The 23,203-nt window shown below is 65.3% G+C and carries 18 protein-coding genes; 6 read left to right on the top strand and 12 right to left on the bottom strand.

The annotated features are described in order from the left end of the window. Positions 1-565: DUF2155 domain-containing protein (locus tag XI03_RS06435; RefSeq protein WP_271591648.1), on the top strand; the 565-nt coding region annotated here is incomplete at its 5' end. A gap of 45 nt (positions 566-610) precedes the next feature. Here the strand turns inward: XI03_RS06435 and aat are convergent. The 10 genes from aat to XI03_RS06385 form a co-directional block, all read right to left on the bottom strand. After that, the gene (gene aat, locus XI03_RS06430; RefSeq protein WP_028144855.1) at positions 611-1,291 is read right to left on the bottom strand and encodes a leucyl/phenylalanyl-tRNA--protein transferase; all 681 of its coding nucleotides are present in this window, start codon (positions 1,289-1,291) and stop codon (positions 611-613) included. Positions 1,292-1,355: 64 nt separating this feature from the next. Further along, positions 1,356-2,459 carry a sensor histidine kinase gene (locus tag XI03_RS06425; protein ID WP_038970183.1) on the bottom strand — a complete coding sequence of 368 codons (1,104 nt, stop codon included), beginning with the start codon at positions 2,457-2,459 and terminating at the stop codon, positions 1,356-1,358. Continuing rightward, positions 2,456-2,896 (bottom strand): response regulator, encoded by a 441-nt coding sequence (locus tag XI03_RS06420; protein ID WP_018323001.1) that lies wholly within the window; start codon positions 2,894-2,896, stop codon positions 2,456-2,458. Before XI03_RS06420 ends, XI03_RS06425 begins: the two co-directional genes overlap by 4 nt. After that, positions 2,893-4,419 (bottom strand): sensor histidine kinase, encoded by a 1,527-nt coding sequence (locus tag XI03_RS06415; RefSeq protein WP_028144853.1) that lies wholly within the window; start codon positions 4,417-4,419, stop codon positions 2,893-2,895. Before XI03_RS06415 ends, XI03_RS06420 begins: the two co-directional genes overlap by 4 nt. Positions 4,420-4,524: 105 nt before the next feature. Beyond that, a complete protein-coding gene (gene accC / locus XI03_RS06410; protein WP_028144852.1) occupies positions 4,525-5,883 on the bottom strand; it encodes an acetyl-CoA carboxylase biotin carboxylase subunit in 1,359 nt (452 codons plus the stop codon). Between the two features lie 81 nt (positions 5,884-5,964). Beyond that, positions 5,965-6,453 (bottom strand): acetyl-CoA carboxylase biotin carboxyl carrier protein, encoded by a 489-nt coding sequence (gene accB, locus XI03_RS06405; protein ID WP_271591647.1) that lies wholly within the window; start codon positions 6,451-6,453, stop codon positions 5,965-5,967. A 38-nt stretch (positions 6,454-6,491) separates the two neighbouring features. Further along, entirely contained in the window at positions 6,492-6,959 is a 468-nt protein-coding gene (gene aroQ / locus XI03_RS06400) for a type II 3-dehydroquinate dehydratase (protein ID WP_028144850.1), read from the bottom strand. Positions 6,960-7,217: 258 nt separating this feature from the next. Then, positions 7,218-8,006: a DUF1236 domain-containing protein gene (locus tag XI03_RS06395; RefSeq protein WP_271591646.1), complete on the bottom strand. Its 789-nt coding sequence runs from the start codon at positions 8,004-8,006 to the stop codon at positions 7,218-7,220. Between the two features lie 202 nt (positions 8,007-8,208). After that, positions 8,209-8,976, bottom strand: a complete 768-nt coding sequence (locus XI03_RS06390; RefSeq protein WP_271591645.1) for a DsbA family protein — start codon at positions 8,974-8,976, stop codon at positions 8,209-8,211. Positions 8,977-9,074: 98 nt separating this feature from the next. Next, a complete protein-coding gene (locus tag XI03_RS06385) occupies positions 9,075-10,475 on the bottom strand; it encodes a M48 family metalloprotease (protein ID WP_271591644.1) in 1,401 nt (466 codons plus the stop codon). Between the two features lie 175 nt (positions 10,476-10,650). On the opposite strand from XI03_RS06385, the gene XI03_RS06380 reads away from it, so the two are divergent. The 3 genes from XI03_RS06380 to XI03_RS06370 all read left to right on the top strand — a co-directional run bounded on the left by XI03_RS06380 (position 10,651) and on the right by XI03_RS06370 (position 13,904). Next, on the top strand, positions 10,651-11,838 hold the full coding sequence (locus tag XI03_RS06380) for a pyridoxal phosphate-dependent aminotransferase (RefSeq protein WP_271591643.1): 1,188 nt from the start codon (positions 10,651-10,653) through the stop codon (positions 11,836-11,838). Positions 11,839-11,927: 89 nt separating this feature from the next. Then, positions 11,928-12,485, top strand: a complete 558-nt coding sequence (locus tag XI03_RS06375) for a biotin transporter BioY (protein WP_028144845.1) — start codon at positions 11,928-11,930, stop codon at positions 12,483-12,485. 84 nt (positions 12,486-12,569) lie between these two features. Next, entirely contained in the window at positions 12,570-13,904 is a 1,335-nt protein-coding gene (locus XI03_RS06370) for a dicarboxylate/amino acid:cation symporter (RefSeq protein WP_271591642.1), read from the top strand. An 85-nt stretch (positions 13,905-13,989) separates the two neighbouring features. Here XI03_RS06370 and XI03_RS06365 read toward each other — a convergent pair whose 3' ends face one another. Both XI03_RS06365 and XI03_RS06360 read right to left on the bottom strand, forming a co-directional pair. Beyond that, positions 13,990-15,222, bottom strand: a complete 1,233-nt coding sequence (locus XI03_RS06365) for an NAD(P)/FAD-dependent oxidoreductase (RefSeq protein ID WP_271591641.1) — start codon at positions 15,220-15,222, stop codon at positions 13,990-13,992. Between the two features lie 68 nt (positions 15,223-15,290). After that, entirely contained in the window at positions 15,291-18,353 is a 3,063-nt protein-coding gene (locus XI03_RS06360; protein WP_271591640.1) for an Rne/Rng family ribonuclease, read from the bottom strand. Between the two features lie 705 nt (positions 18,354-19,058). Here XI03_RS06360 and XI03_RS06355 point away from each other — a divergent pair. Next, positions 19,059-20,354 (top strand): N-acetylmuramoyl-L-alanine amidase, encoded by a 1,296-nt coding sequence (locus XI03_RS06355; RefSeq protein ID WP_038946641.1) that lies wholly within the window; start codon positions 19,059-19,061, stop codon positions 20,352-20,354. 276 nt (positions 20,355-20,630) lie between these two features. After that, positions 20,631-23,138, top strand: coding sequence for a penicillin-binding protein 1A (locus XI03_RS06350; protein WP_028144840.1), 2,508 nt, complete (start codon positions 20,631-20,633; stop codon positions 23,136-23,138). The last annotated feature ends 65 nt before the right edge of the window (positions 23,139-23,203 follow it).

Below are 23,203 nucleotides of genomic sequence, written 5' to 3'. Positions count from 1 at the left end.
CCCGGCAAGCCTGCAGCCGGGCGACGAGGTCGTCACCGAGCCGCCGGCCCAGAAGATCGTGAACAAGAAGGCGACCTTCTCCGGGCTCGACAAGATCACCGGGCGCATCATCAATTTCGACGAGGAGATCGGCGAGACCGTCCAGTTCGGCGCGCTCAGGGTCAAGACCGACGCCTGCTACACGCGGCCGGCGACCGAGGCCACCAACACCGACGCCTTCGTCGAAGTCGACGAGATCACCTTGCAGGGCGAGGTGAAGCGGATCTTCTCGGGCTGGATGTACGCGGCAAGCCCGGGCCTGCACGGCGTCGAGCATCCGATCTACGACATCTGGCTCACCGACTGCAAAGAGCCGCAGCAGACCATTGCGACTGCAGCGCCGGATCCCGCGACCAAGCCCGCACCTCCGCCGCCGCCCGCGCAGAAGAAGGCCGCGCCGAAGCAGGTGCAGCAGCGTCCGCCGCAGCCTCTGCCGCCGATCCAGCAGCAGCAACCGGCACCGCCGCCGCCTCCGCCGCCGGAGCAGCGGCCGGGTCTGTTCGGTATCCCGGGGTTTGGCCGCTAGGCCAAATCCCCCCCCCGGGGTTGGGCCGCTAAGCCTGGCTGTCGATTATTGCCGCGCGGCGATGATCTCGAGCGCGCGTGCGCCCGGGATCGCCTCACCCGCAGAGAGCTTCAGGAAATCGCCGGGCTCGCCCGCAAGCGCCTTGTCGAGCAGCGCGGTGTAGCGCCGCCGCGAGATCTCGGCCGCGCCAAAGCTCTTCAGATGCTCCGTGACATATTGGGTGTCGAGCAGCTCGAAGCCGCCATGGATGAGCCGCGCGACGAGATGCACCAGAGCGACCTTGGAGGCATCGCGCGCGGTGTGGAACATGCTCTCGCCGAAGAAGGCTCGTCCGAGGCTGACGCCGTACAGCCCGCCGACGAGGTCCTCGCCCTGCCAGGCCTCGACGCTGTGGCAATGGCCGAGCTCGTACAGGCCGCCATAGAGGTCACGGATGCGCTTGTTGATCCAGGTGTCCTCGCGTCCGGCCTGCGGCGCGGCGCAGCCGGCGATCGTCGCCTTGAATGCGGTGTTGACGGTTACGCGAAACACATCCGAACGGACGGTGCGCGCGAGCCGCGAGGCGACACGAAATCCATCGAGGGGGATGACGCCGCGCAGCTCCGGCTCGACCCAGAACAGGGTCGGATCTTCGGCGCTCTCGGCCATCGGAAAGATGCCGCAGGCATAGGCGCGCAGCAGCACGGCCGGTGTGATTTCAGACGGGGCGGAGTCGCGCGAAGTCATGGTTCGCAACCATAGCAGGATCGCGACGCGGTTGCGATGGGGGTGAGCAGTTGGGGCAGCGAGATCAGCTCGCGGCGGCGGTGCTGGTCCTGCCGGGGGCTGCGGGCATGCGAGCGAATTTTAGCACGATCCGGGTTCCGGAATGGGCGGGATCGCGCTCGACCGTGGCGTCGAGCTTGGAGGCCATGGCCGCGACGATGCGCTGGCCCATGCCGGTGGAGCGCGGATCGGCCTTGACGTTGTCACCGACGCCGTCGTCGGTGATCGACAGCAGGACATCGTCGCCCTGCGCGTGCAGCTCGACATGGATCGGGCCGGCGCCGTCGGGATAGGCGTATTTCACCGCGTTCATCACCAGCTCGTTGACGATGATGCCGACGGCGACCGCGCGATCGGGATCGATCTCGATCGGCTCGGCCTTCAGCGTCAGGCGCGACATCCGGTTGCCTTCGGCCGAGCGGCGGAGATCCTCGAGCAGCGAGTCCAGATACTGGTTCAGGACCACGCTCTTCAGATCCTGCGAGGTGTAGAGGCGGCGGTGCACCTGCGCGACCGCGGCGACGCGGCCCATCGCGTTGGTCAGTGCCGCCTTGACCTCGTCCTGCGCGGCGGAGCTTGCCTGGAGGTGCAGCAGCGAGGCGATGATCTGGAGCGAGTTGCCGACGCGGTGGTTGACCTCGCGCAGCAGCAGCTCGCGTTCGGCGGCAAGGGCGGCGTAGCGGTCGCGCGAGGCATGGATCTCGGCCTCGGCTTCCTCGCGTGCCTTCTGCAATTCGGCCTGGCGCAGCGCGCCCTCGGTTGCGACGTGGAGCAGGGGGATGAAATCGCCCGTGACGTCCTTGACGAGATAATCGGCCGCGCCGGCCTTCAGCGCGGTGACGGCGATGCTGGAATCCTGCGAGGCCGTGACGAACACCACGGGCGGCGCACCCGGGATCGCCATGATCTGCTCCAGCGTCTCCAGCCCGTCGAGGCCGGGCATGTACTGGTCGAGCGCCACCACGTCGATGCCGCCCTCAACCGCGGCGCGGCGGATGCGCTCCAGGCCTTCCTCGCCGCTCGCGGCATGGACGACCCTGTAGCCGCGCCGCGTCAGGCCGCGATCGACCAGGCGCGCCAGCGCGCTATCGTCGTCGATGTAGAGCAGTGTTGGCGTGCGCTGGTTCATGGGGCGGCGGGAGGGACCTGGATGACCGAGAAGAACAGGCCAAGCTGCCGGATGGCATTGGCGAAATTCTCGTAGTTGACGGGCTTGGTGATGTAGACGTTGCAGCCGAGCTCGTAGCAACGCTTGATTTCCTGGGAATCGTCGGTGGTGGTCAGCACCACCACGGGCGAAGCCTTCAGATATTTGTTTTCCTTGATCTGCCTCAGGATGTCGATCCCGGTCATGTCGGGCAGGTTGAGGTCGAGCAGGATCAGCAGCGCGTTGCCCTTCTGCACGAGCCCGCTGCCGTCGGCGCCGAACAGATGCTGCATCGCGTCCGTGCCGTTGGGAAACGAGACGATCTCGTTATTGACTCCCGAGCGGCGGATGTTGCGCTCGATCAGGCGGGCGTGGCCCTCGTCGTCCTCGATCATGATGATGGTGACAGGCTGGGTCATCGATCTGCGTTCCGGTTGCTCACATTCCAGGCGATCGGCAGCGTGATCGTGAAGGTGCTGCCCGCGTCCAGTTCCGATGATACCGACATGGTGCCGCCGAGGCGACGCACAAGTGCACGCACATGCGCAAGACCAATGCCCTGGCCGGGCTTGTCCTGGGTTCCCGCGCGGCGGAACAGGTCGAATATCCGCTGATGATCCTTCGGATCGATGCCGCGGCCATTGTCGCTGATCTCGAAGATAGCGTAGCCGAGTTTGGTCCGCCCGCGAATTCTGATTTCGCCGGGCACCCCGCGCTTCAGGTACTTGATCGCATTGTCGATCAGATTGGAGAAGATCTGCTCGAGTGCGAGCCGGTCGCTGACGATGTCAGGCAGGGGCTCGAGGTGAATCTGGGCCTGTGCCTCGGCGGCCTGGTGCGCCAACGTCGACACGATGGCCTCGATCAGCTCGCTGGTGTCGATCTTCACCGGCTGGAATTCGCGTCGGCCCTCGCGGGTGAGGTTGAGGATGGCCGAAATCAGCCGGTCCATCTTGGCGATCGACGTCTTGATGAAGCCGAGCGCTTCGGAAAAATCCTCCGAGAGCTGCTTGTCGGCGCCTTCGAGCACGATCTCGCCGGGCGCGCCAGGCGCCAGCGGCGGCCCGCCGGCGGGGACTTGGGTGAGGCTGCCGAGGCGGCGGAAGACATCGCCGCTGAGCTCTTCGAGCTCGCTGGTGAAGCCCATGATGTTGACGAGCGGCGAGCGCAGATCGTGGCTGACGATATAGGCAAAGCGCTGGATCTCTGCGTTGGCCTCGCGCAGGTCCGCGGTGCGCTCGTCGACGACGGACTCCAGGTTGACGTTGGCATCGCGCAGGCGCGCTTCGGCCTCGTCACGGGCGCGGGCCGAGCGCCGCACCAGCCAGGTCGAGATCAGGGCCAGCAGCACGACGAGGCCGGAGCCGATGCCGGTCATCGATGCAGCCAGGGTCTGACTCCGGTCGGAGTTGGCGGTTCGAACCCGGAACAGCCGCTCCTCTTCGCGGATCATCGCGTTGGCCAAGTTGGTGATCGTCGTCGTGGTGTTGCCGGCCGCGGCCTCGCGGATCAGCGCCGTGGCCCTCTCCGGTTGGCCCTCCTTCACGAACTTCATCTCGCGCGAAAACTGGTCGAGCCGGGTCGCAATCGCCGCACTCAGCTTCTCGATGCTGTCGCGTTGCGCCGGATTGTCGCCGATCTGGCGCGTGAGCTTATCGAGTGCCGGAATGATCGCTGCGACGGCCTTCTCGTGGTCCGACTGGAAATCCGGTCCCTGCGTCAGGAGAAAGCCGCGGGCGCTGCTCTCGGCGCGGCGGATTTCGAGCAGCAGGGCGTTGATTTGGCTCTCCGCCTCGATGGTGTGAACCACCCATTTGCTGTCGTCCCGCGCCTTGTTGACGAGGTAGACCGAGCCGGCGCTGATCACAGTCAGAATCAGGAGGCCCGCCGAGATCAGCAGGATCTGCCAAAATGCGCGCCGTCGTTGGGCCTCGGCCGTCACGACGGCCTCGCTCTGTCACGTTCAGCGGAAGTCAAAACGCCCCCTTGGACTGTCCCCGCGTCGAGAACGCGATAAGGCCCAAAGGGTTCCACGACGCAAGTGGATTTATCGCGGAGCGGGTTCCGTCTTGCCGGCCAGATACTGTTCCAGCCAGTGGATGTGATAATCGCCGTTGATGATGTCGTCTTCACGGACCAGCGCGCGGAACAGCGGCAGCGTGGTCTCGATGCCTTCCACCACCATCTCGTCCAGCGCCCGGCGTAGCCGCATCAGGCATTCGGCGCGGGTCTTGCCGTGCACGATGAGCTTGCCGACCAGGGAATCGTAATAGGGCGGGATCGTGTAGCCCTGGTAGACCGCGGAATCGATGCGGACGCCGAGTCCACCGGGCGGATGGTATTGCAGTATGCGGCCGGGCGAGGGCCGGAAGGTCTGGGGATTTTCGGCGTTGATGCGGCACTCGATCGCATGGCCGATGACCTGGACCTCTTCCTGCCTTGCCGGCAAATCGCCGCCCGCGGCGATGCGGATCTGCTCCAGCACGAGGTCGATGTCGGTGATGCTCTCGGTGACGGGATGCTCGACCTGGATGCGGGTGTTCATCTCGATGAAGTAGAACTCGCCGTCCTCGAACAGGAACTCGATGGTGCCGACGCCGAGATATTTCATCTCGCGCATCGCCTTGGCGCAGGTCTCGCCGATCTTGGCGCGCGCGGCGGCGGCAAGGACAGGCGAGGGGCCTTCTTCCCAGACCTTCTGGTGGCGGCGTTGCAGCGAGCAGTCACGCTCGCCGAGATGGATCGCGCCGCCGCGGCCGTCGCCGAGAATCTGGATTTCGATGTGACGCGGCTTCTGGAGGTATTTCTCCAGATAGACCGAGGCATCGCCGAAGGCGGATTTGGCCTCGTTGGCGGCCGTCGACAGCGCCACCTGAAGGTCGACCTCGCTCTGCGCGACCTTCATGCCGCGGCCACCGCCGCCGGCCGCCGCCTTCACCAGTACCGGAAAGCCGATCTTTTTGGCGATCGCCAGCGCGTCGTCATCGGGACCGACCGCACCGTCGGAGCCGGGCACCACGGGGATGCCGAGCTTCTTGGCGGTCTTCTTTGCCTCGATCTTGTCGCCCATCAGGCGGATGTGCTCGGCCTTGGGGCCGATGAAATGCAGATTGTGCTCGGCGAGGATCTCCGCAAAGCGGGCATTCTCGGACAGGAAGCCGTAACCGGGATGCACGGCATCGGCCCCGGTGATCTCGCAGGCCGCGAGCAACGCGGGCACGTTGAGATAGCTGTCCTTGGATGCCGGCGGTCCGATGCAGACGCTTTCGTCCGACAGGCGCACATGCATGGCATCGGCGTCGGCGGTGGAGTGCACGGCGACGGTGGCGATGCCGAGCTCCTTGCAGGCCCTGAGGATGCGAAGGGCAATCTCGCCGCGATTGGCTATGAGGATCTTGTCGAACATGGTGCCTCAGGGGGCGAACGGGGAATAGCGATTGGCGAACAGGGAAGAGTAACTATTCGCTCCTCGCTATTCGCCAGTCCCTCACTCAATGATGACGAGCGGCTCGCCGTACTCGACCGGCTGACCGTCCTCGACCAGGATCTGCGTCACCGTGCCGGCGCGCGGCGAAGGGATCTGGTTCATGGTCTTCATGGCTTCGATGATCAGCAGGGTCTGTCCGACCGAGACCTTGCTGCCGACCTCGATGAACGGCTTGGCGCCGGGCTCCGGTGCCCAATAGGCGGTGCCGACCATCGGCGAGGAGACAGCGCCAGGATGCTTCGACAGGTCGGGACCGGCGGCGGCAGGCACGGCGGAGGCGACCGGCAGGGCGGCGGGAGCGGCTGCCATCTGCATCGGCATGGTCGCGGCAACGCTGACGTTGCGGGCGACGCGCAGGCGCAGGCCCGCACGTTCGATCTCGATCTCGGTGAGGCTGGTCTCATCGAGCAGCAAAGCGAGCTCGCGGATGAGCGCGGAATCCTCGCTGGAAAACTTTGCGGCTGCTTTGTCGTCTGGCGGGCGCGCCATGTTCTTTGATCCGAATGTTCTGTTTGATGAAGGGGGCTTCAGGCTTTGGGCTTGATGGCAAGCTTGGCGGCAAGGCCCTGGATGGCGAGGCGATAGCCCTCGATGCCGAAACCGCAGAGCGAGGCGAAAGCCGCGCGTGCGGTGTAGGAGTGGTGACGAAAGCTCTCGCGGGCGTGGATGTTGGTCACGTGCACTTCGACCGTCGGGATCTGCACCGCGAGCAGCGCGTCGTGCAGCGCGATCGAGGTGTGCGAATAGCCACCTGCATTGACGATGATACCCTTCATCTTGCGCGCATGCGCCTCGTGAATGAAGTCGATCAACTCGCCCTCGCGGTTGGACTGCCGGCAATCGGCCTTGAGGCCGTACGTTGCCGCGGTCTCCCGGCACAGTGCCTCGACGTCGGCCAGCGTGGCGTGGCCGTACTTCTCGGGCTCGCGGGTCCCCAACATGTTGAGGTTCGGCCCGTTGAGGACGAGGATCGTATCGGTTGCAGGTTCTGCCATTCCAATCCCGGGAAGAGGTGCTCGGCGTGGCGGGGTTATAGGTAACAAAGCGGCCTAGGGGAAGCCTTGAAGGGCCTCCCAAGGGGCTTCAGGTAGCTCATCCCCGGTGCAAAAACCTGTGCGGAAGCTACGGAAATTGCTTGTTAACCAGTTCTAATCGTGGCTGCCGGAGGGAGGCTCGCAGGGGAGGGCGTCGCATCGGCCAAAGGCCCCTGCCGATCTCTCGGCAAGGGCCCATTTGGGCTTCAGCGAAGCAGCTTAGCCTTCGATGATGTAGACGATTTCGCGCGTCTGCGGACGGACGATCACGTACTGACCGCGGACGAAAATCACCTCATAGCCACGCCACTCCGGGTAGATCTCCACGATCCGGGGCGGAAGCGGATGGACTCGAACGGAGGCCGGGATCGCGGTGCCGACCGAGATGTTGAAGTTGACGTTCGTCGTCTCTTCGATCTTGGTCGACTTGATCGCCGTCGAGATTTCAGTCCGCTTTTCGGCCGGCGGCGCGGAAGCCGTCGCGGAGGCGGTGCCGGTCGTGGTCTGGGACTTGTCGGTCGTAGCCGCATTATTGGTCTTGGCGGCGCCGCCGGCCTTGTTGTCCTCGGCCTTCATGTCCTTGGCAGACTTGGCGGGGTCAGACTTCGTCGTCGAATCCGAGCTCATGCTCTTCGACTTGTCCTGCTGGGACTTGTCCTGCGCGCGTTCGTCAGTGCGCTGGCCCTTGGTGGCGCCGGCCTTGTCCTCGGCCGCGTTCTTGTTCATCGCGCCGCCCGGGCGCTCGTCCTTCATCGCGCCGGATTTGTCCTCGGAAGGCCGATCGGACTTCATGGTGCCAGCGCCACCGGCCTGGCCGACGGTGCCCTTGTCATGGCTCATGGAATCGCGGCCCGTCGAGCCGCGCTCGGCGGCGCCGCCGGAGGGCTGCGAGTGCTGCATCTGCTGCGAGCCAGCGCCGCTGTCACGGCCCTTGTCTTGTGCGTTCGCCAGACCGGCGCCCGCGACCAGGGCGACTGCGGCGACAGAAATCATAAAGCGGTTCAACATCGAATTCTCCTCACGTGTTTCTTTGCGTCATTGCCCGTGCGCCGACAACGAAAGGAGATTTGAGTTGTTCCGGAACTTCGCCTGTTCCGCGGCATTTGTTTGTTGAATGCCAGATGAATGACTTTGCACGAACGTTCGGCGCAAGAGAAAGGCCGGCTTGCCAGCCGGCCTTTTCGGGGTTTCAGGATCGTAAAAAGTATGATCAGCAGGTTGCCTTGCCGCAGCGGGCAATGCCGATCTTTTCCTTGAGGCCTTCGACGCCGACGGCGCCAATCACGATCTGCTTGCCGATGACATAGCTCGGCGTGCCGTTCATGCCCATCGCTTCGGCGAGCTTGAAGTTCTCCTCGATGGTGGCGCGCACCTCGGGGCTGGCGATGTCCTTTTCGATTTTTGCGGTGTCGAGGCCGGCTTCCTTGGCGGCTTGAAGCGCGCGCGCCTTGTCGGCAGCGCCGCGGCCGCCGAGCAGCTTCTGGTGGAAGTCGAGATATTTCTTGCCGGAGGGGTCCTGCATGCGCACGGCGACCGCGACCTGCGCCGCCTCGACCGAGCCCTGGCTCAGCACCGGAAATTCCTTCAGCACCACCTTCAGCTTCGGATCGGCCTTCATGAGGGTGAGCATGTCGTCCATCGCGCGCTTGCAGTAGCCGCAATTGTAATCGAAGAACTCGACGAAGGTGACGTCGCCGTCCTTGTTGCCGAGCACGACCTGGCGCGGCGAGTTGAAGATCGCGTCCGCATTCTGCGCGATGCTGGCCTCGTGCTTCTGCGTCTCGGCCGCGGCCTGCCGCTTGCTGAGCTCGGCCATCGCCTCCTCGAGCACCTCGGGATGGCTGATGAGATAGTTCTTGATGATATTCTCGATGTCGGTGCGCTGGGTGTCGGAGAAACTGTCGGCCGACGCGGGCACGGCTGCGCCGAACAGGGCGAGCGCAAACAACGCGGGAGCAATCAGGCGCAGCGAAGGCATAGGTAAATCCTCTTATCCAAAGCAGGTTTCGGAATACGTCCCGGCGGACTTAAGCTCGGTGTCGTGACGTCGTGGTATCGGGCGTCGTTCGAGTTGCGTCAGTTGCGCGGCGGCTTCGCCGCCACGATGTCGTCGGCCTTGACCCATCCGGGCGTGCCGACGGCGAAACGGGTTTTCGCGCGCGTAGCGAGCTCGCGGGCGGTCTTGTTGTCGCCGCGCAGGTAAGCGGCTTGCGCCGAGGCGAGATCCGCTTCGGCATAGTCGCCCTTCCGGCCATAGGCCATCGCGAGCTGGGTATAGCCGAGCACCGCCTCGGGTTCTCGCGCCACCGCGGCGCGGAGAATCCGAACGGCGTCGTCGGTGTAGGTCTTATTATCGGTTCCAACCAGAGCCTGCCCAAGTAACATCTCGATGAGGGGCGCGTTGTTGGAAAGCTGTGCGGCCTTGCGCAGCGGAGCGATCGCCTCGGCGGCCTTGCCGCTCTCCAACAGGGCCTGGCCGCGCACCTCGTAGAAGTACGGATTGTTGGGTTGGACCTGGATCAGCGCGTCGATCTGGGCGAGCGCGCTGCGCAGATCGCCGTGCAGATAGGTGCTGATGGCGCGGGCATAGCGCGCCGGCATGCTGTCGTTGGTCTGGGGATAGCGGCGGTACACAGTCTCCGGCCGCTCCATGAACGCGGAGATCTTGGCGCGAACCATGTCGTGGCGGAGCTGCAGCGCGGGATCGTCCTTCTTGTTCCAGTAGGAGCTGGAGCTGGCGAATTCCTGAAGCGCGGCGACGCGCTCGGCCGGCATCGGGTGCGATTGGAGATAGGGATCGGCGCCGCGCGCGGCGAACAGGCTCTCACTGGTGAAGCGCTTGAAGGTCTCGTACATGCCCTTCGGCGATTGCTGGGTCGCGGTCAGGAATTTCACGCCGGCGCGGTCGGCGTTCTCCTCTTGCTGGCGCTGATAGGACAGCAGCGTCCGGCGGATCACCTCCTGGGGAGCCGAGATCGCGGCGGCGCCGGCATTGGCGAGCCCGTTGTTGCCTGCGCTGCTGCGCTGGGTGCTGCCTGCGGCGATCGCGCCTGCGCCGAGCAGCATCGCGATGATCATCTGGGTCTGGGCGGCGGCGAGCTGCTCGCGCAGCTTGGACAGATGGCCACCGGCCAGATGCCCGGTCTCGTGCGCGAGCACGCCGATGATCTGGTTCGGGGTCTCCGATTGAAGGATCGCGCCGTAATTGACGAAGATGCGGCGGCCGTCGGCGACGAACGCGTTGAACGAGCCGTCGTTGAGGATCACCATCTGGATGTTCTGCTTCTCCAGACCCGCGGCGCGCAGGATCGGGCGCGTATATTCGCGCAGCAGTTGCTCGGTCTCGGTGTCGCGCAAGACCGGCGGCCCCTTCTGCTGCGCCCGCGCCGCCGGGAGCGGCAGCAGCGCGATCGCCGCAGCCGTAACGAGGGCGGTGAGGGCGGAGGCCTTCTTGCGCAATGCGATCTGGAGAAACATCAAACGGTCTGGAGAGCAGTTTCGTGATTGGTTTTGGCGATTGGCGGCGAACCGGATACGCGATATGCCCTTGTGAGCGTTACCCTTATGAGCCGTACAATGCGGCCAGTCTGGGGCGCAAGCGCCCCGTTCCCGGGCCGGACGCTCCGGCCCGCCAGCGAAATAGCAGAAATCGATGCACGATGCGACATTGAGGAACCGGTTGGGGCAGTGGCTCGAGCCCTCCCGCCGCAGCGATGTTCCCCCGTTCATGGTGATGGACGTCATGGCCGCGGCGGCCCGAATCGAGGCCGCCGGCGGCCATGTCGTCCATATGGAGGTCGGCCAGCCCGCGGCGGGGGCGCCCAGCACCGCGATTGCGGCCGCCCACGCGGCGCTCGAGGCCGGGCGGATCGATTATACCTCCGCGCTCGGCATTCCCAGTCTGCGCGAGCGCATCGCGCGCCATTATCGCGATGCCTATGGCTGTGCCATCAGCCCTGACAGGATCGTGGTGACCACCGGCTCCTCCGGCGGGTTCATCCTGGCCTTCCTGTCGATGTTCGAGCCTGGCGACCGCGTCGCCGTGACGGTGCCGGGCTATCCGCCTTATCGCCATATCCTCACTGCGCTCGGTTGCGAGCCGGTGCTGATCGAGACCACGAACGAGACGCGCCATGCGCTCACCGGCGAGGCATTGCTCGCGGCGCATCGCAAGGCGCCGCTGAAGGGCGTGCTGGTCGGCAGCCCCGCCAATCCGACGGGGACGATGATGTCCCGCGAAGCGCTCGCCGGCTTGATGGCGGCCGCCGAAGATGCCGGCATCCGGTTCATCTCGGACGAGATTTATCACGGGCTTGATTATGCGTTTCCAGCGGTCACCGCGGCCGCGCTGTCCGAGCACGCACTCGTGATCAACTCGTTCTCGAAGTATTTCTGCATGACGGGCTGGCGCGTCGGCTGGATGGTCGTGCCTGAAATTCTGGTGCGGCCCATCGAGCGGCTGCAGCAGAACCTGTCGATCTCGGTGCCGTCGCTGTCGCAGATCGCGGCAGAAGCCGCCTTCGACGGCGCGGCCGAGATGGAGGCGATCAAGCACGGCTATCAGGAAAACCGGCGGATTTTGATCGAGGGATTGCCGAAGGCGGGCCTCAGCAAATTCCTGCCCGCCGATGGTGCATTTTATCTCTACGCCGACGTCTCGGACTTCACCTCCGACAGTTTCGAGTTCGCCAAGCAGATGCTGGAACAGGCGCGCGTCGCGGCTACGCCCGGGCTCGATTTCGATCCCGTTCACGGCCGCTCGTTCATTCGTCTTTCCTATGCGCGCTCGCCCGGGGAGATGCGAGAGGCAGTTGACCGGATCGCTCACTGGCTTAAATAGCCGCCAGTTTTCGACCACCTCCGGAGTTCATCTTGTCTGACCGATCTGTCCCGACCGCTGCCACACCGCATTTTCCTCTCGCCGCATTGATGTGGCCGACCCGACCGGGCGAAACCGTCGGCGCAGTGCGCGCCGTCGTGCTGGTTGCGCTCGGCACTGCGTTGATGGCGCTGTCAGCCAAGGTCAGCCTGCCGCTGCCTTATGTGCCCATGACGTTGCAGACGCTGGTGGTGCTGATGATCGGCGCCGCCTATGGCTGGCGCCTTGGGAGCGCAACCATGATCGCCTACCTCGCCGAAGGCGCGCTTGGCGCGCCGGTATTCGCCGGGCCGGTGGGTGGAATTGCACCGCTGGTTGGCCCGACTGCGGGCTATCTGTTCGGTTTCATTGCGGCCGCCTTCGTGACCGGCTGGCTCGCCGAGCGCGGCTGGGATCGCAGTGTCATGCTGCTTTTCGCAGCGATGGCCGTCGGCCATATCGTCATTCTGGCCGCCGGCTTCGGCTGGTTGGCGTTCGGCCTTGGCCTCGGCATTGCGAAGGCCTGGCAGGTCGGCATCGTGCCGTTCATTGCCGCTTCGCTGGTCAAGAACGCGCTTGGCGCGGCGTTGATGCCGGCGGCGCGCAGGCTGATCGATCGCCGCCGGTAAAACGCGCAACAGCAAGCGGTTCCAATTGACAGGGCCGGCCAAGTTGATCTTGGCTGGCCCAGTGTTTTGAGGGGGAGTGAAACGATGACGACGACAACGATGGCGGGGGCGCCGGTCGCGCCGCTCGTCGCCAAGCCGTGGTACAAGGTTCTCTACGTCCAGGTGCTGATCGCCATCGTGCTCGGCGCCATCGTCGGCTGGCTCTGGCCGACGGTTGCCACCAACGAATGGATCAAGGCGCTCGGCGACGGCTTCATCAAGCTGATCAAGATGGTGATCGCCCCGATCATCTTCTGCACCGTCGTCTCCGGCATCGCCCACATCCAGGATGCCAAGAAGGTCGGCCGCATCGGCGTCAAGGCGCTGGTCTATTTCGAGGTCGTCTCGACCTTCGCGCTGGTCATCGGTCTCATCGTCGGAAATCTCGCCAAGCCGGGTGCGGGCTTCGGCAATGCGGCGGCAAACGAGGCCGCCGTTGCAAATTACGCCAAGCAGGCCGCCGGCCAGAAGTCCGTCGACTTCGTGCTGCACATCATTCCGGACACCGTGGTCGGCGCCTTCGCGCAAGGCGAGATCCTCCAGGTGCTGCTGTTCTCGGTGCTGTTCGGCTTCGCGATCATGAGCCTCGGCGAGCGCGGCCACACCATCCGCAGCTTCATCGATGATGCCGCCCATGCCGTGTTCGGCGTCATCTCCATCGTGATGCGCGCGGCGCCGATCGGTGCGTTCGGTGCGATGGCCTACACGATCGGCAAGTTCGGCACCGGCGCTATCCTCAACCTGGTCGGGCTGATCGCCACCTTCTACCTCACTGCGGCGCTGTTCGTTTTCGTCGTGCTCGGCATCATCGCGCGCCTGGCAGGCTTCTCGATCTTCAAGTTCCTGGCCTACATCAAGGACGAATTGCTGATCGTGCTCGGCACCTCGTCCTCGGAAAGCGCGCTGCCGTCCCTGATGGAAAAGCTGGAGCGGCTCGGCTGCTCCAAGTCGGTGGTCGGACTCGTGGTGCCCACGGGGTACTCGTTCAACCTCGACGGCACCAACATCTACATGACGCTGGCGACGCTCTTCATCGCACAGGCGCTCGGCTACGATCTCAGCTTCAGCCAGCAATTGACCATCCTGGTCGTGGCGATGCTGACCTCGAAGGGCGCTTCCGGCATCACCGGTGCGGGCTTCATCACGCTGGCGGCGACGCTGGCCGTGGTCGATCCGCGCCTCGTGCCGGGCATGGCGATCGTGCTCGGCATCGATAAGTTCATGAGCGAGTGCCGCGCGCTGACCAATCTGTGCGGCAACGGCGTCGCCTGTGTGATCGTCGCCTGGTGGGAGGGTGAGCTCGACCGCGACAAGCTCAACGCCAACCTCTCCAAGCAGATCGATCCGACCGACATGGAAACGGCGATCACGACGGACTGATCAGGATCCGACGGCGCGAGCTGCGCTGTCGGACTTTGAAGTCATAGGGCTGGTCGAGATCCTCGATCAGCCCTTTTTCTTTGGGCTAGAACCGCTCCGGCCGGTACGGCGTCGGATCGATCGCGGGCGTCTCGCCGCTCATCATCTCCGCGAGCAGGCGCCCCGTCGCGGGTCCGAGGGTAAAGCCCTGGTGGCCGTGGCCGAAATTCATCCAGAGGCCGGGATGCTGCGGAGCTTGCCCGAGCACCGGCAGCATGTCGGGCGTGCAGGGGCGGGTGCCGAACCACGGATCCGGCTCGACGCGCTTGCCGAGGTTGATCAGCTCGCGTGCGGATGCTTCCGCACTGGCAAGCTGCACGGGCGTCGCGAGCGCATCCGGGCTCGTCAGCTCGGCTCCGGTGGTGATGCGAATGCCCTTGGCCATCGGCCCCATGGCATAGCCGCCGGCCTTGTCGATCAGCGGCAGGTCGAGCGACGCGCCGCCGCTGTAATGCATGTGGTAGCCGCGCTTGCGCACCAGGGGAATGCGATAGCCGAATTTGTGGAGGAGATCGGGCGACCACGGCCCGAGGGTCACGACGGCGTGGGCGGCGTCGAGACGCCCCTGGTCCGTGTCGACCGACCAGCCGGTCGCGGTCTGCTGCAGCGATTGTGCATCGCCGAGCACAATGGTGCCGCCGCGGCGCTCGAACAGCTCGGCATAGGCCGTGACCAGCGCGCCGGGATCGGACACGGTCCAGGTGTCGAGCCAATGAATCGCGCCGGGAAGATCGTCGCGCAGGACCGGCTCGGCTCTCGCGAGCTCCTTGCCGGAGAGCACGCGAAAATTCACGCCGAACTCGCGCCGGTCTTCTTCCGCCGTCTTGATCGCCAGATCGAACGAAGCGGCATCGCGATGCAGCATGCGATAGCCGGCGCGGCGGATGAGATTGTCGGCATGGGCCTCGCGAATGAGGATGTCGTGCTCGCTCGTCGCGTAAGCGATCAGCCGCGCCCACGCGTCGACCGCCTCGCGATGACGCTTCGGCGCCGAATGCCACCAGTAGCGGAGCAGGGGCTCGATATGGAGATGAAGCGACGACAGACTGTAGCGCACGTCGTTGGTGCGGCCGGTCGCGATCTTCAGCAGCGTCGCAAGGTCGCGCGGCATCGGATAGGGGCGGACCGCTTCCGCCTGGATCATCCCGGCATTGCCGTAGCTGGTCTCGCGGCCCGGCTCCCTGCGGTCGACGAGCGTGACGGCCCAGCCGCGCTGCTGGAGGTGCAGCGCCGCGCTCACGCCGATCATGCCGCCGCCGAGAACGATTGCGCTTTGCATTGGAACTGACCTCGCCAAATCAAAAAACGCCCGGCTTGACCCGGGCGTTTTCTCTTGAGTGTTCGGCTTTATTCACCGCCGCCGAAGCGGCGCGACCACCAGCCGGCGCGGCGTGGCGCGGCCGGCGTTTCGCTTGCCGGTTCCGGCACGGGTTGAGCTGCCGGCGGGACGGCCGGCTCGGGCGCCTGCGCAACCGGGGCCGCCGGCTCGCTCGGGCTGCTCGACAGGAAGCTCACTTTTTCCCGGACCGTGGAGCGGCGCCGCGCGGCCTTGTCGTCGGCGGGCTCTTCCTCAGCGGCAATCGGCTGAGGCTGGGCCGGCACCGCCTCGGTCTGCACCTCGACGCGCGGCTCGGGCTGCGAGACCTCATGCTCAGCGGTGTGTTCGGCCTGGGCAATCGAGGGCGCAGCCTCGCCGCCGAAGCCGTCGAAATCGGCGACTGCGTCGGACGCTTCCGGCGGCGCATTGGCCGCGAGCTCGTCGCTGATGGAGCCGGCGAGACCGTCCTCGCTGCCGCCACGCCGACGGCGTCCGCCGCGGCGACCACGCCGGCGGCGGCGATCACCGCTGCCCTGCTGCTCGCCCCGGACCGCCTGTTCCTCGCCTTCTTCGCCATCCTGCTCGGACTCGGCATCCTCTTCGCCTTCGCCGGCCGCAACGGCCGCCTCGGGAAGGGTCGCGGGGCTATCCTCACGCAACTCGCCGTCGCGCTGGCCACCGCGGCCGCGCCGGCGACGGCGGCGCTTGCGGCGCTGGCCGTCCTGGTCGGAGGCTGCCTCGCCCGCAGCCTGCTCCTCGGTGAGACCTTCGGTCTCCTCGGTTTCGACCTCGGATTCGAGTTCGGAATCGAATTCCTCGTCGTCATAAGCTTCTTCAACGATCGGCGGCGGGCTTGCTGCCGCCTGCGCCACCAGTAGGGCCTTGGCGGCTTCCAGCGTATGCACCTGCTCGCCGCGGTCGATGAGATAGGCCTGCGGTCCGCTGACGCTCGCGTCGGCGATGACCGACAGCGTCACCTTGAAGCCGTTCTCGAGATCGCGCAGATGGCCGCGCTTGTGGTTCAGCACATAGAGCGCGACGTCGGTGCGGGTGCGGACCACGAGATTGTGGGTCGCGCCCTTCATCAGGATCTCTTCGAGGCCGCGCAGCAGCTGCAGCGCTACCGAAGACACCGAACGGACATGGCCGGTGCCGCCGCAATGCGGGCACGGATCGGTCGAGCTCTCGAGCACGCTGGCGCGGATGCGCTGGCGCGACATCTCGAGCAGGCCGAAATGCGAGATGCGGCCGACCTGAATGCGGGCGCGGTCCTGCCGCAGGCAATCGGACAGCTTGCGCTCGACCGCACGGTTGTTGCGCTTCTCGTCCATGTCGATGAAGTCGATGACGATCAGGCCGGCGAGGTCGCGCAGGCGAAGCTGGCGGGCGACCTCTTCGGCCGCTTCCAGATTGGTCTTGAGCGCGGTGTCCTCGATATGGTGCTCGCGGGTCGATCGTCCCGAGTTGACGTCGATCGAGACCAGCGCCTCGGTCTGGTTGATCACGATGTAGCCGCCGGAGCGCAGCTGCACTGTCGGTGAGAACATCGCGTCGAGCTGGCTCTCGACGCCCATGCGCGAGAACAGCGGCTGGCCGTCCCGATACTGCTTCACCGCGCTGACATTGGCGGGCATCAGCATCTTCATGAAGTCGCGGGCTTCGCGGTAACCGGCTTCACCGGCAACCGAGATCTCGTCGATCTCCTTGTTGTAGAGGTCGCGCAGCGAGCGCTTGATCAGCGAGCCTTCCTCGTAGACGAGGGTGGGGGCCTGCGACTTCAGCGTCAGGTCGCGAACCGTCTCCCACATCCGGATCAGATATTCGAAGTCGCGCTTGATCTCGGGCTTGGTGCGGGCGGCGCCGGCGGTGCGCAGGATGATGCCCATGCCCTCGGGCACGTCCAGATCCTGCACCACTTCCTTCAGGCGCGAACGGTCCTGAGCGCTGGTGATCTTGCGGCTGATGCCGCCGCCGCGGGCGGTGTTCGGCATCAACACGGCATAGCGGCCGGCGAGCGAGAGGTAGGTGGTCAGCGCCGCGCCCTTGTTGCCGCGCTCTTCCTTGACGACCTGCACCAGCATCACCTGGCGGCGCTTGATGACTTCCTGGATCTTGTACTGGCGGCGCGGGCGGAAAGTGCGCTCCGGCACTTCCTCCAGCACGTCGTCGCCGCCGACGGATTCAACGACTTCCTCTTCGGCTTCCTCGCCGTCTTCGTCTTCGTCCTCGTCGTCTTCGCCGGTCGTTTCCGCAGCCTCGGCATGCGGCGTCTCGGCGCTCTCGCCCGCTGCATACACGGCATCGGCCGGCTCGGCGGCGGAGGTCACGGCCTCAGCCAGAGCTTCCGCATGCGCTTCGGGGGCGGCGGTCTCCTGCAGTTCGGCAGCGACCACGGGCTCGGCGCCAATCGTTGCGACAGGCGCGGGCGTGTCATCGGCGTGATCGTGGTCGTGATGATCATGCTCGCCGTCGTGACCATGGTCATGATCGTGAGCGTGATGGTGCCCGTCATCATGGGCATGATGATCGTCGTGATCATGCTCGCCATGGTCATGATCGTGGTGATCGTGAGCTTCGTGCTCGCCGTGATGCTCCGCGTCGGCGTGCAGATGCTCGCCTTCGTGCAGGGCGCCCTCGGCATGCTCCGGCAGCGCCGCGCCTTCGATCGGTTGGGCCGCCGGATCTGCGCCTTCGACGATGTCGCTGCGCACGCGCTCGCCATGACCGCGGCGGCGGGCGTTGCGGTGGCGCGAACGGCGGCGGCCGTGGGAGCGGTTCTCGCTCTCTTCCTCGGCCTCGCGATGGGCCTGTTCCTCGGCCTCGATCAGCGCCTGCCGGTCGGCAACCGGGATCTGGTAGTAGTCGGGATGGATTTCGCTGAAGGCGAGGAAGCCGTGGCGGTTGCCGCCATATTCGACGAAGGCGGCCTGGAGCGAGGGTTCGACCCTTGTGACCTTGGCGAGGTAGATATTCCCGCGCAGTTGCTTGCGTTGCGCGGTCTCGAAATCAAACTCTTCGACGCGATTGCCGCGGACCACGACGACCCGGGTCTCTTCCGGGTGGGTGGCATCGATCAACATCTTGTTGGGCATGTCTTAACTCTTGGCGGCGGCGGGCGCGATTCACCGTGGGCGCGAGCTGCGCTGCCGGGTGACGCGACGGTCCACCTGATTCGGGGGTGAGGGGAAGGCCGAAACGCCGTCTCTCGCGCCTTGCCGAACCGGAAGCTTCAGGATCAAGGCGGCGCGCGGGATTTTCACTCCGCAGCGTCGCGAATGATCCTTCAGAATTCGTCGGCACAGTCTGGCGCATCAAGCGTCGGCCCGTATGAAACATTGGGCGGCGAGGCCGCCCTTCAATCAGTTGCTGCTGGCCAGGCATGGCGCGAGCGCGCTCGCCTTGGGGATCACGAACCGCTCCCCTGGGATCAAGGGACCGGGTAATGGGTTACGTCGCTGTCAGAACTGTCCAGGTAACGCGAGAGGTAACCCAGGACCGTCCGCCGCCGGCGCTTGACCCGCTCCACCTCGCTGCCGCGCACCGCGCTGGTCTTAGAGGGGAACGGAAAACGCTGGAATTCCCAAACCTTGAGAGTTCCGGCGCTGCACCGGGAGGCTGAATGCGACACAACCGGAAATATCGGCCGTCAGCATTCCGTACATACGAGGAATGAGCCATCGGTGCAAGGGAGCGTCGCACGGCGGTCACAGTCAGCGAGTTTCGCGTTTCTGTCATTAAGGATCGATTAACCCTGTGGTTCTATTGCGTTAAAAGGGCTGCTCGGAGGCACGGAATCGGTGGCGAGCCGCACAAATCAACGGGTTTTGCTGGGATGCGCACTTCTGTGCGCCGCGGCGTTGCCGTGCGCTGATTCCTCACGCTTGAGCGCCGCGGAAAGCCAGCCGCAACCCACTGTTGCGGTAGCGAATTTTCCAGTCGCCTCGGCCGCCCGGCTGGCCGGCGATGGCAAGCAGACACGCTTCATTCTCGACATCGACCAGACCGTCACCTTCCGTGCGGTCACGCTCGCGGACCCGTACCGGGTCGTCGTTGACGTGCCGCAGGTCAATTTTCAGCTGCCCGCGGGCACGGGGGTCGGGGGGCGCGGCCTGGTGAAGGCCTTCCGCTACGGGCTCGTCATGCCCGGCGGCTCGCGAATCGTGTTCGACCTGACGGGACCGGCCCGGATCGCCAATTCCTATGTGCTGGAGGCGGCCAACGGCCAGCCGGCTCGGCTCGTGCTGGAGCTGGAGGAGGTCGACCGGACGGCCTTCGTGCAGTCGCTCGCACCCGAAAATCGCCCCGAACTGCGGCCCACGATCGCCGAGGCGCAGCCCGCAACCGCTCCCGCGACGACAACCCCTGATACGGCGCAGCAGAAGGCCGATGGCCGCCCGGTGGTCGTGATCGATCCCGGTCATGGCGGCATCGACAACGGCACGCAGTCGAGCGGCGAGAGCGAGAAGAACCTGGTGCTGGCCTTTGGACTGGCGCTCCGCGACAAGCTGGAGAAGGCCGGCAAATACCGTGTGGTCATGACGCGGAACGACGACACCTTCATTCCCCTCAATGACCGCACCAAGATCGCCCGGAATCTGAAGGCCGCCTTGTTCGTCTCCATTCATGCCGATGCGCTGCCCCGTGCCGAGGGCGATGCGCAGGGCGCGACCATCTATACGCTGTCGGACAAGGCATCCGACGCCGAGGCCCAGCGGCTGGCGGACGCAGAAAATCGAGCGGACGCGATCGCCGGCTTCAACCTCGCCGAGGAGCCGACCGACGTCGCCGACATCCTGATCGACCTCACGCAGCGGGAAACCCGCACCTTTTCAAACCGTTTCGCCCGTCTTCTGATGGGCGAGATGAAGTCGACGGTGCGGATGCACAAGCATCCCCTGAAGTCGGCGGGCTTCCGGGTGCTGAAAGCGCCTGACGTGCCCTCGGTGCTGGTCGAGATCGGTTATGTCTCCAATAAGGGCGACCTCGAGCATCTGGTCTCCGAGGGCTGGCGGTCGCGTGCCGTGGGCTCGATGGCGCAGGCCATCGACGGGTTCTTGACCAAGCGGATGGCCACGGCGGGATCGTCAAATTGACGACCCCGGGATCGTCAAATTGACGACCGGGGGATCGTCGAATTGAAAGGGTTTTTCCGTCCCGCCGCAAAAGCCCTAGTTTGGCCACAGCGGGCGCTTTATAAAAACGCCGCAGGGGGTTCCGGAATCGGAGAGAATCCCGCTCGGCAAGCGTCTAAAGTCCGGCACTGATGGTATTGCGTAAGCCGGTGAATTGGTGACGTGAAGGTTGGCCCCTGTTTGGGTGCCAAGGGGCTGATACTGAGCTGATCCAGAGATTGAACGGATAAACACATAATGCGCTTGCTGGTGCGGTTCATGGGCTTCCTGTTCGCCGCGGGAACGGTGGTGTTCCTTGTCGGTGTCGGGGCCGTGGCAGGCCTGATCTGGCATTTCTCCAAGGACTTGCCGGACTACTCTCAGCTTCAGGATTACGAGCCGCCGGTGATGACCCGCGTGCACGCGGTCGACGGCTCGCTGCTCGGCGAATACGCCAAGGAGCGGCGGCTGTATCTGCCGATCCAGGCGGTGCCGAAGCTCGTGATCAATGCGTTCCTCGCGGCCGAGGACAAGAATTTCTACGAGCATGGCGGCATCGACTACACCGGCATGGCGCGCGCGGGCGTGGTCTACATCCAGAATTACGGCTCGAACCGGCGTCCGCAGGGTGCCTCCACGATCACCCAGCAGGTCGCCAAGAACTTCCTTTTGACCAACGAGGTCTCCTTCGCCCGCAAGATCAAGGAAGCCTTGCTCGCGATGCGGATCGAGAAGACCTACTCGAAGGACAAGATCCTCGAGCTGTATCTGAACGAAATCTATCTGGGCCTCGGCGCCTACGGCATCGCGGCCGCTTCGCTGGTCTATTTCGACAAGTCGGTGAACGAGCTGACGGTGGCGGAAGCGTCCTATCTGGCCGCGCTGCCGAAGATGCCGGCGACGCTGCATCCGGTCCGCAACCGCGACCGCGCCATCGAGCGCCGCAATTACGTGATCGACCGTCTGGTGGAGAACGGCTGGATCAAGCAGGCCGACGCCGACAAGGCGCGCAAGGAGCCGCTGGCCGTCACCAACCGCTCCAACGGAGCCCACACCTTCGCCGGCGAATATTTTGCCGAGGAAGTCCGCCGCGACATCTTCGAGCGCTACGGCGAGAAGAAGCTGTATGAGGGCGGTCTCTCCGTCCGCACCACGCTCGATCCGAAGATCCAGGTGATGGCGCGCAAGGCCATGGTCTCGGGCCTCGTGAACTATGACGAGCAGCAGGGCTATCGCGGCGCCATGAGCAAGCTCGATACGTCGGGCGATTGGGGCGTGAGGCTCGCCGAGATCAAATCGCTCTCCGACATCTCGCCATGGCGTATGGCGGTCGTGCTGGAGACCAGCGACCAGTCGGCGCGCATCGGCTTCCAGCCGAGCCGTGAGCTTGGCGGCGCCGTGAGCAAGCAGCGCGAGACCGGCATCGTCACGGTTGACGGCGTGCGGTGGGCGCGAGCCGTGCAGGGCGGAACCAAAGGCAAGACGCCGACGGCGGTGTCGCAGGTGCTGCAGCCCGGCGACGTCATCTATGCCGATCCGCTCTACAAGGACGGCCAGCCTGTCGAGGGCCAGTACCGGTTGCGCCAGATCCCCGAGGTGTCGGGTGCGATGGTGGCGATGGATCCCTGGACCGGCCGCGTGCTCGCCATGGTCGGCGGCTTCTCGTTCGACCAGAGCCAGTTCAACCGCGCCACGCAGGCCTATCGGCAGCCGGGCTCGTCGTTCAAGCCGATCGTCTATTCGGCGGCGCTCGACAATGGCTATACGCCCTCGACCGTCGTGCTCGACGCCCCCATCGAAATCGACCAGGGGCAGGGCGCCGGCGTGTGGCGGCCGGAAAACTTCTCCTCGGGCAAATTCCAGGGACCGGTGACGCTGCGCAACGCGCTGCGGCAATCGCTCAACACCGTGACGGTGCGGCTGGCGCAGGACATCGGCATGCCCTTGATCGGCGAATATGCACGCCGTTTCGGTGTCTATGACGAGCTGCCGAACTATCTGTCCTACGCGCTGGGCGCCGGCGAGACGACGGCGATGCGCATGGTCACGGCCTACTCGATGCTTGCCAATGGCGGCCGCCGCGTGAAGCCGACGCTGATCGATCGCATCCAGGACCGCTACGGACACACGATCTTCAAGCACGACCAGCGTGAATGCCGCGGCTGCGACGCGCCGGGCGGCTGGAAGAACCAGGCCGAGCCGCAGCTGATCGACCGCCGCGAGCAGGTGCTGGACTCCATGACCGCCTATCAGATCACAGAGCTGATGGAAGGCGTGGTGCAGGCCGGTACGGCCACGGTCATCAAGGAAGTCGGCAAACCCGTCGCCGGCAAGACCGGCACCACCAACGAGGCCAAGGACGCTTGGTTCGTCGGCTTCTCGCCCGACGTCGCCGTCGCAATCTACATGGGTTACGACAAGCCGCGTCCGCTGGGTAAGGGCAATGCCGCAACCGGCGGCCATCTGGCCGCTCCGATCGCGCGCGATTTCCTCAAGCTCGCGCTCGCCGACAAGCCCGCCGTTCCCTTCAAGGTGCCTGCCGGCATCAAGCTAGTGCGCGTCGTCTCCAAAACCGGCATGCGCGCAGGTCCGGGCGAGACTGGCGGAACCATTCTCGAAGCCTTCAAGCCGGGCACGGCGCCGCCGGACAATTACTCGGTCATTGGCGTTGCCGATGCCGACGGGCGCGGCGGCGTGCCGGCGTCGCAGCAGCAGCAGCCGGATTCCGGCTTCTTCATGCGGCCGGGCACCGGCGGGTTGTACTAAGGCTTAGGACAAGACAAACGATCCCGGTTCCGGCGGTTGCGCTTTGGTGCTGCCGCCGCTACATC

Source organism: Bradyrhizobium sp. CCBAU 65884 (assembly GCF_028128835.1).
In the GTDB taxonomy this organism is placed as follows: Bacteria; Pseudomonadota; Alphaproteobacteria; order Rhizobiales; family Xanthobacteraceae; genus Bradyrhizobium; species Bradyrhizobium ottawaense.
The sequence above is the reverse complement of the archived record's forward strand: the minus strand, read 5'-3'. Positions and strand labels throughout refer to the sequence as shown.

Coding starts and splice junctions, on each gene's coding strand:
- XI03_RS06380 (WP_271591643.1), top strand. CDS start 10,651: ATGCACGATGCGACATTGAGGAACCGGTTGGGGCAGTGGCTCGAGCCC.
- XI03_RS06395 (WP_271591646.1), bottom strand. CDS start 8,006: ATGTTGAACCGCTTTATGATTTCTGTCGCCGCAGTCGCCCTGGTCGCG.
- aroQ (WP_028144850.1), bottom strand. CDS start 6,959: ATGGCAGAACCTGCAACCGATACGATCCTCGTCCTCAACGGGCCGAAC.
- XI03_RS06375 (WP_028144845.1), top strand. CDS start 11,928: ATGTGGCCGACCCGACCGGGCGAAACCGTCGGCGCAGTGCGCGCCGTC.
- XI03_RS06350 (WP_028144840.1), top strand. CDS start 20,631: ATGCGCTTGCTGGTGCGGTTCATGGGCTTCCTGTTCGCCGCGGGAACG.
- XI03_RS06365 (WP_271591641.1), bottom strand. CDS start 15,222: ATGCAAAGCGCAATCGTTCTCGGCGGCGGCATGATCGGCGTGAGCGCG.
- accB (WP_271591647.1), bottom strand. CDS start 6,453: ATGGCGCGCCCGCCAGACGACAAAGCAGCCGCAAAGTTTTCCAGCGAG.
- XI03_RS06420 (WP_018323001.1), bottom strand. CDS start 2,896: ATGACCCAGCCTGTCACCATCATCATGATCGAGGACGACGAGGGCCAC.
- XI03_RS06360 (WP_271591640.1), bottom strand. CDS start 18,353: ATGCCCAACAAGATGTTGATCGATGCCACCCACCCGGAAGAGACCCGG.
- XI03_RS06370 (WP_271591642.1), top strand. CDS start 12,570: ATGACGACGACAACGATGGCGGGGGCGCCGGTCGCGCCGCTCGTCGCC.
- aat (WP_028144855.1), bottom strand. CDS start 1,291: ATGACTTCGCGCGACTCCGCCCCGTCTGAAATCACACCGGCCGTGCTG.
- XI03_RS06390 (WP_271591645.1), bottom strand. CDS start 8,976: ATGCCTTCGCTGCGCCTGATTGCTCCCGCGTTGTTTGCGCTCGCCCTG.
- accC (WP_028144852.1), bottom strand. CDS start 5,883: ATGTTCGACAAGATCCTCATAGCCAATCGCGGCGAGATTGCCCTTCGC.
- XI03_RS06425 (WP_038970183.1), bottom strand. CDS start 2,459: ATGAACCAGCGCACGCCAACACTGCTCTACATCGACGACGATAGCGCG.
- XI03_RS06385 (WP_271591644.1), bottom strand. CDS start 10,475: ATGTTTCTCCAGATCGCATTGCGCAAGAAGGCCTCCGCCCTCACCGCC.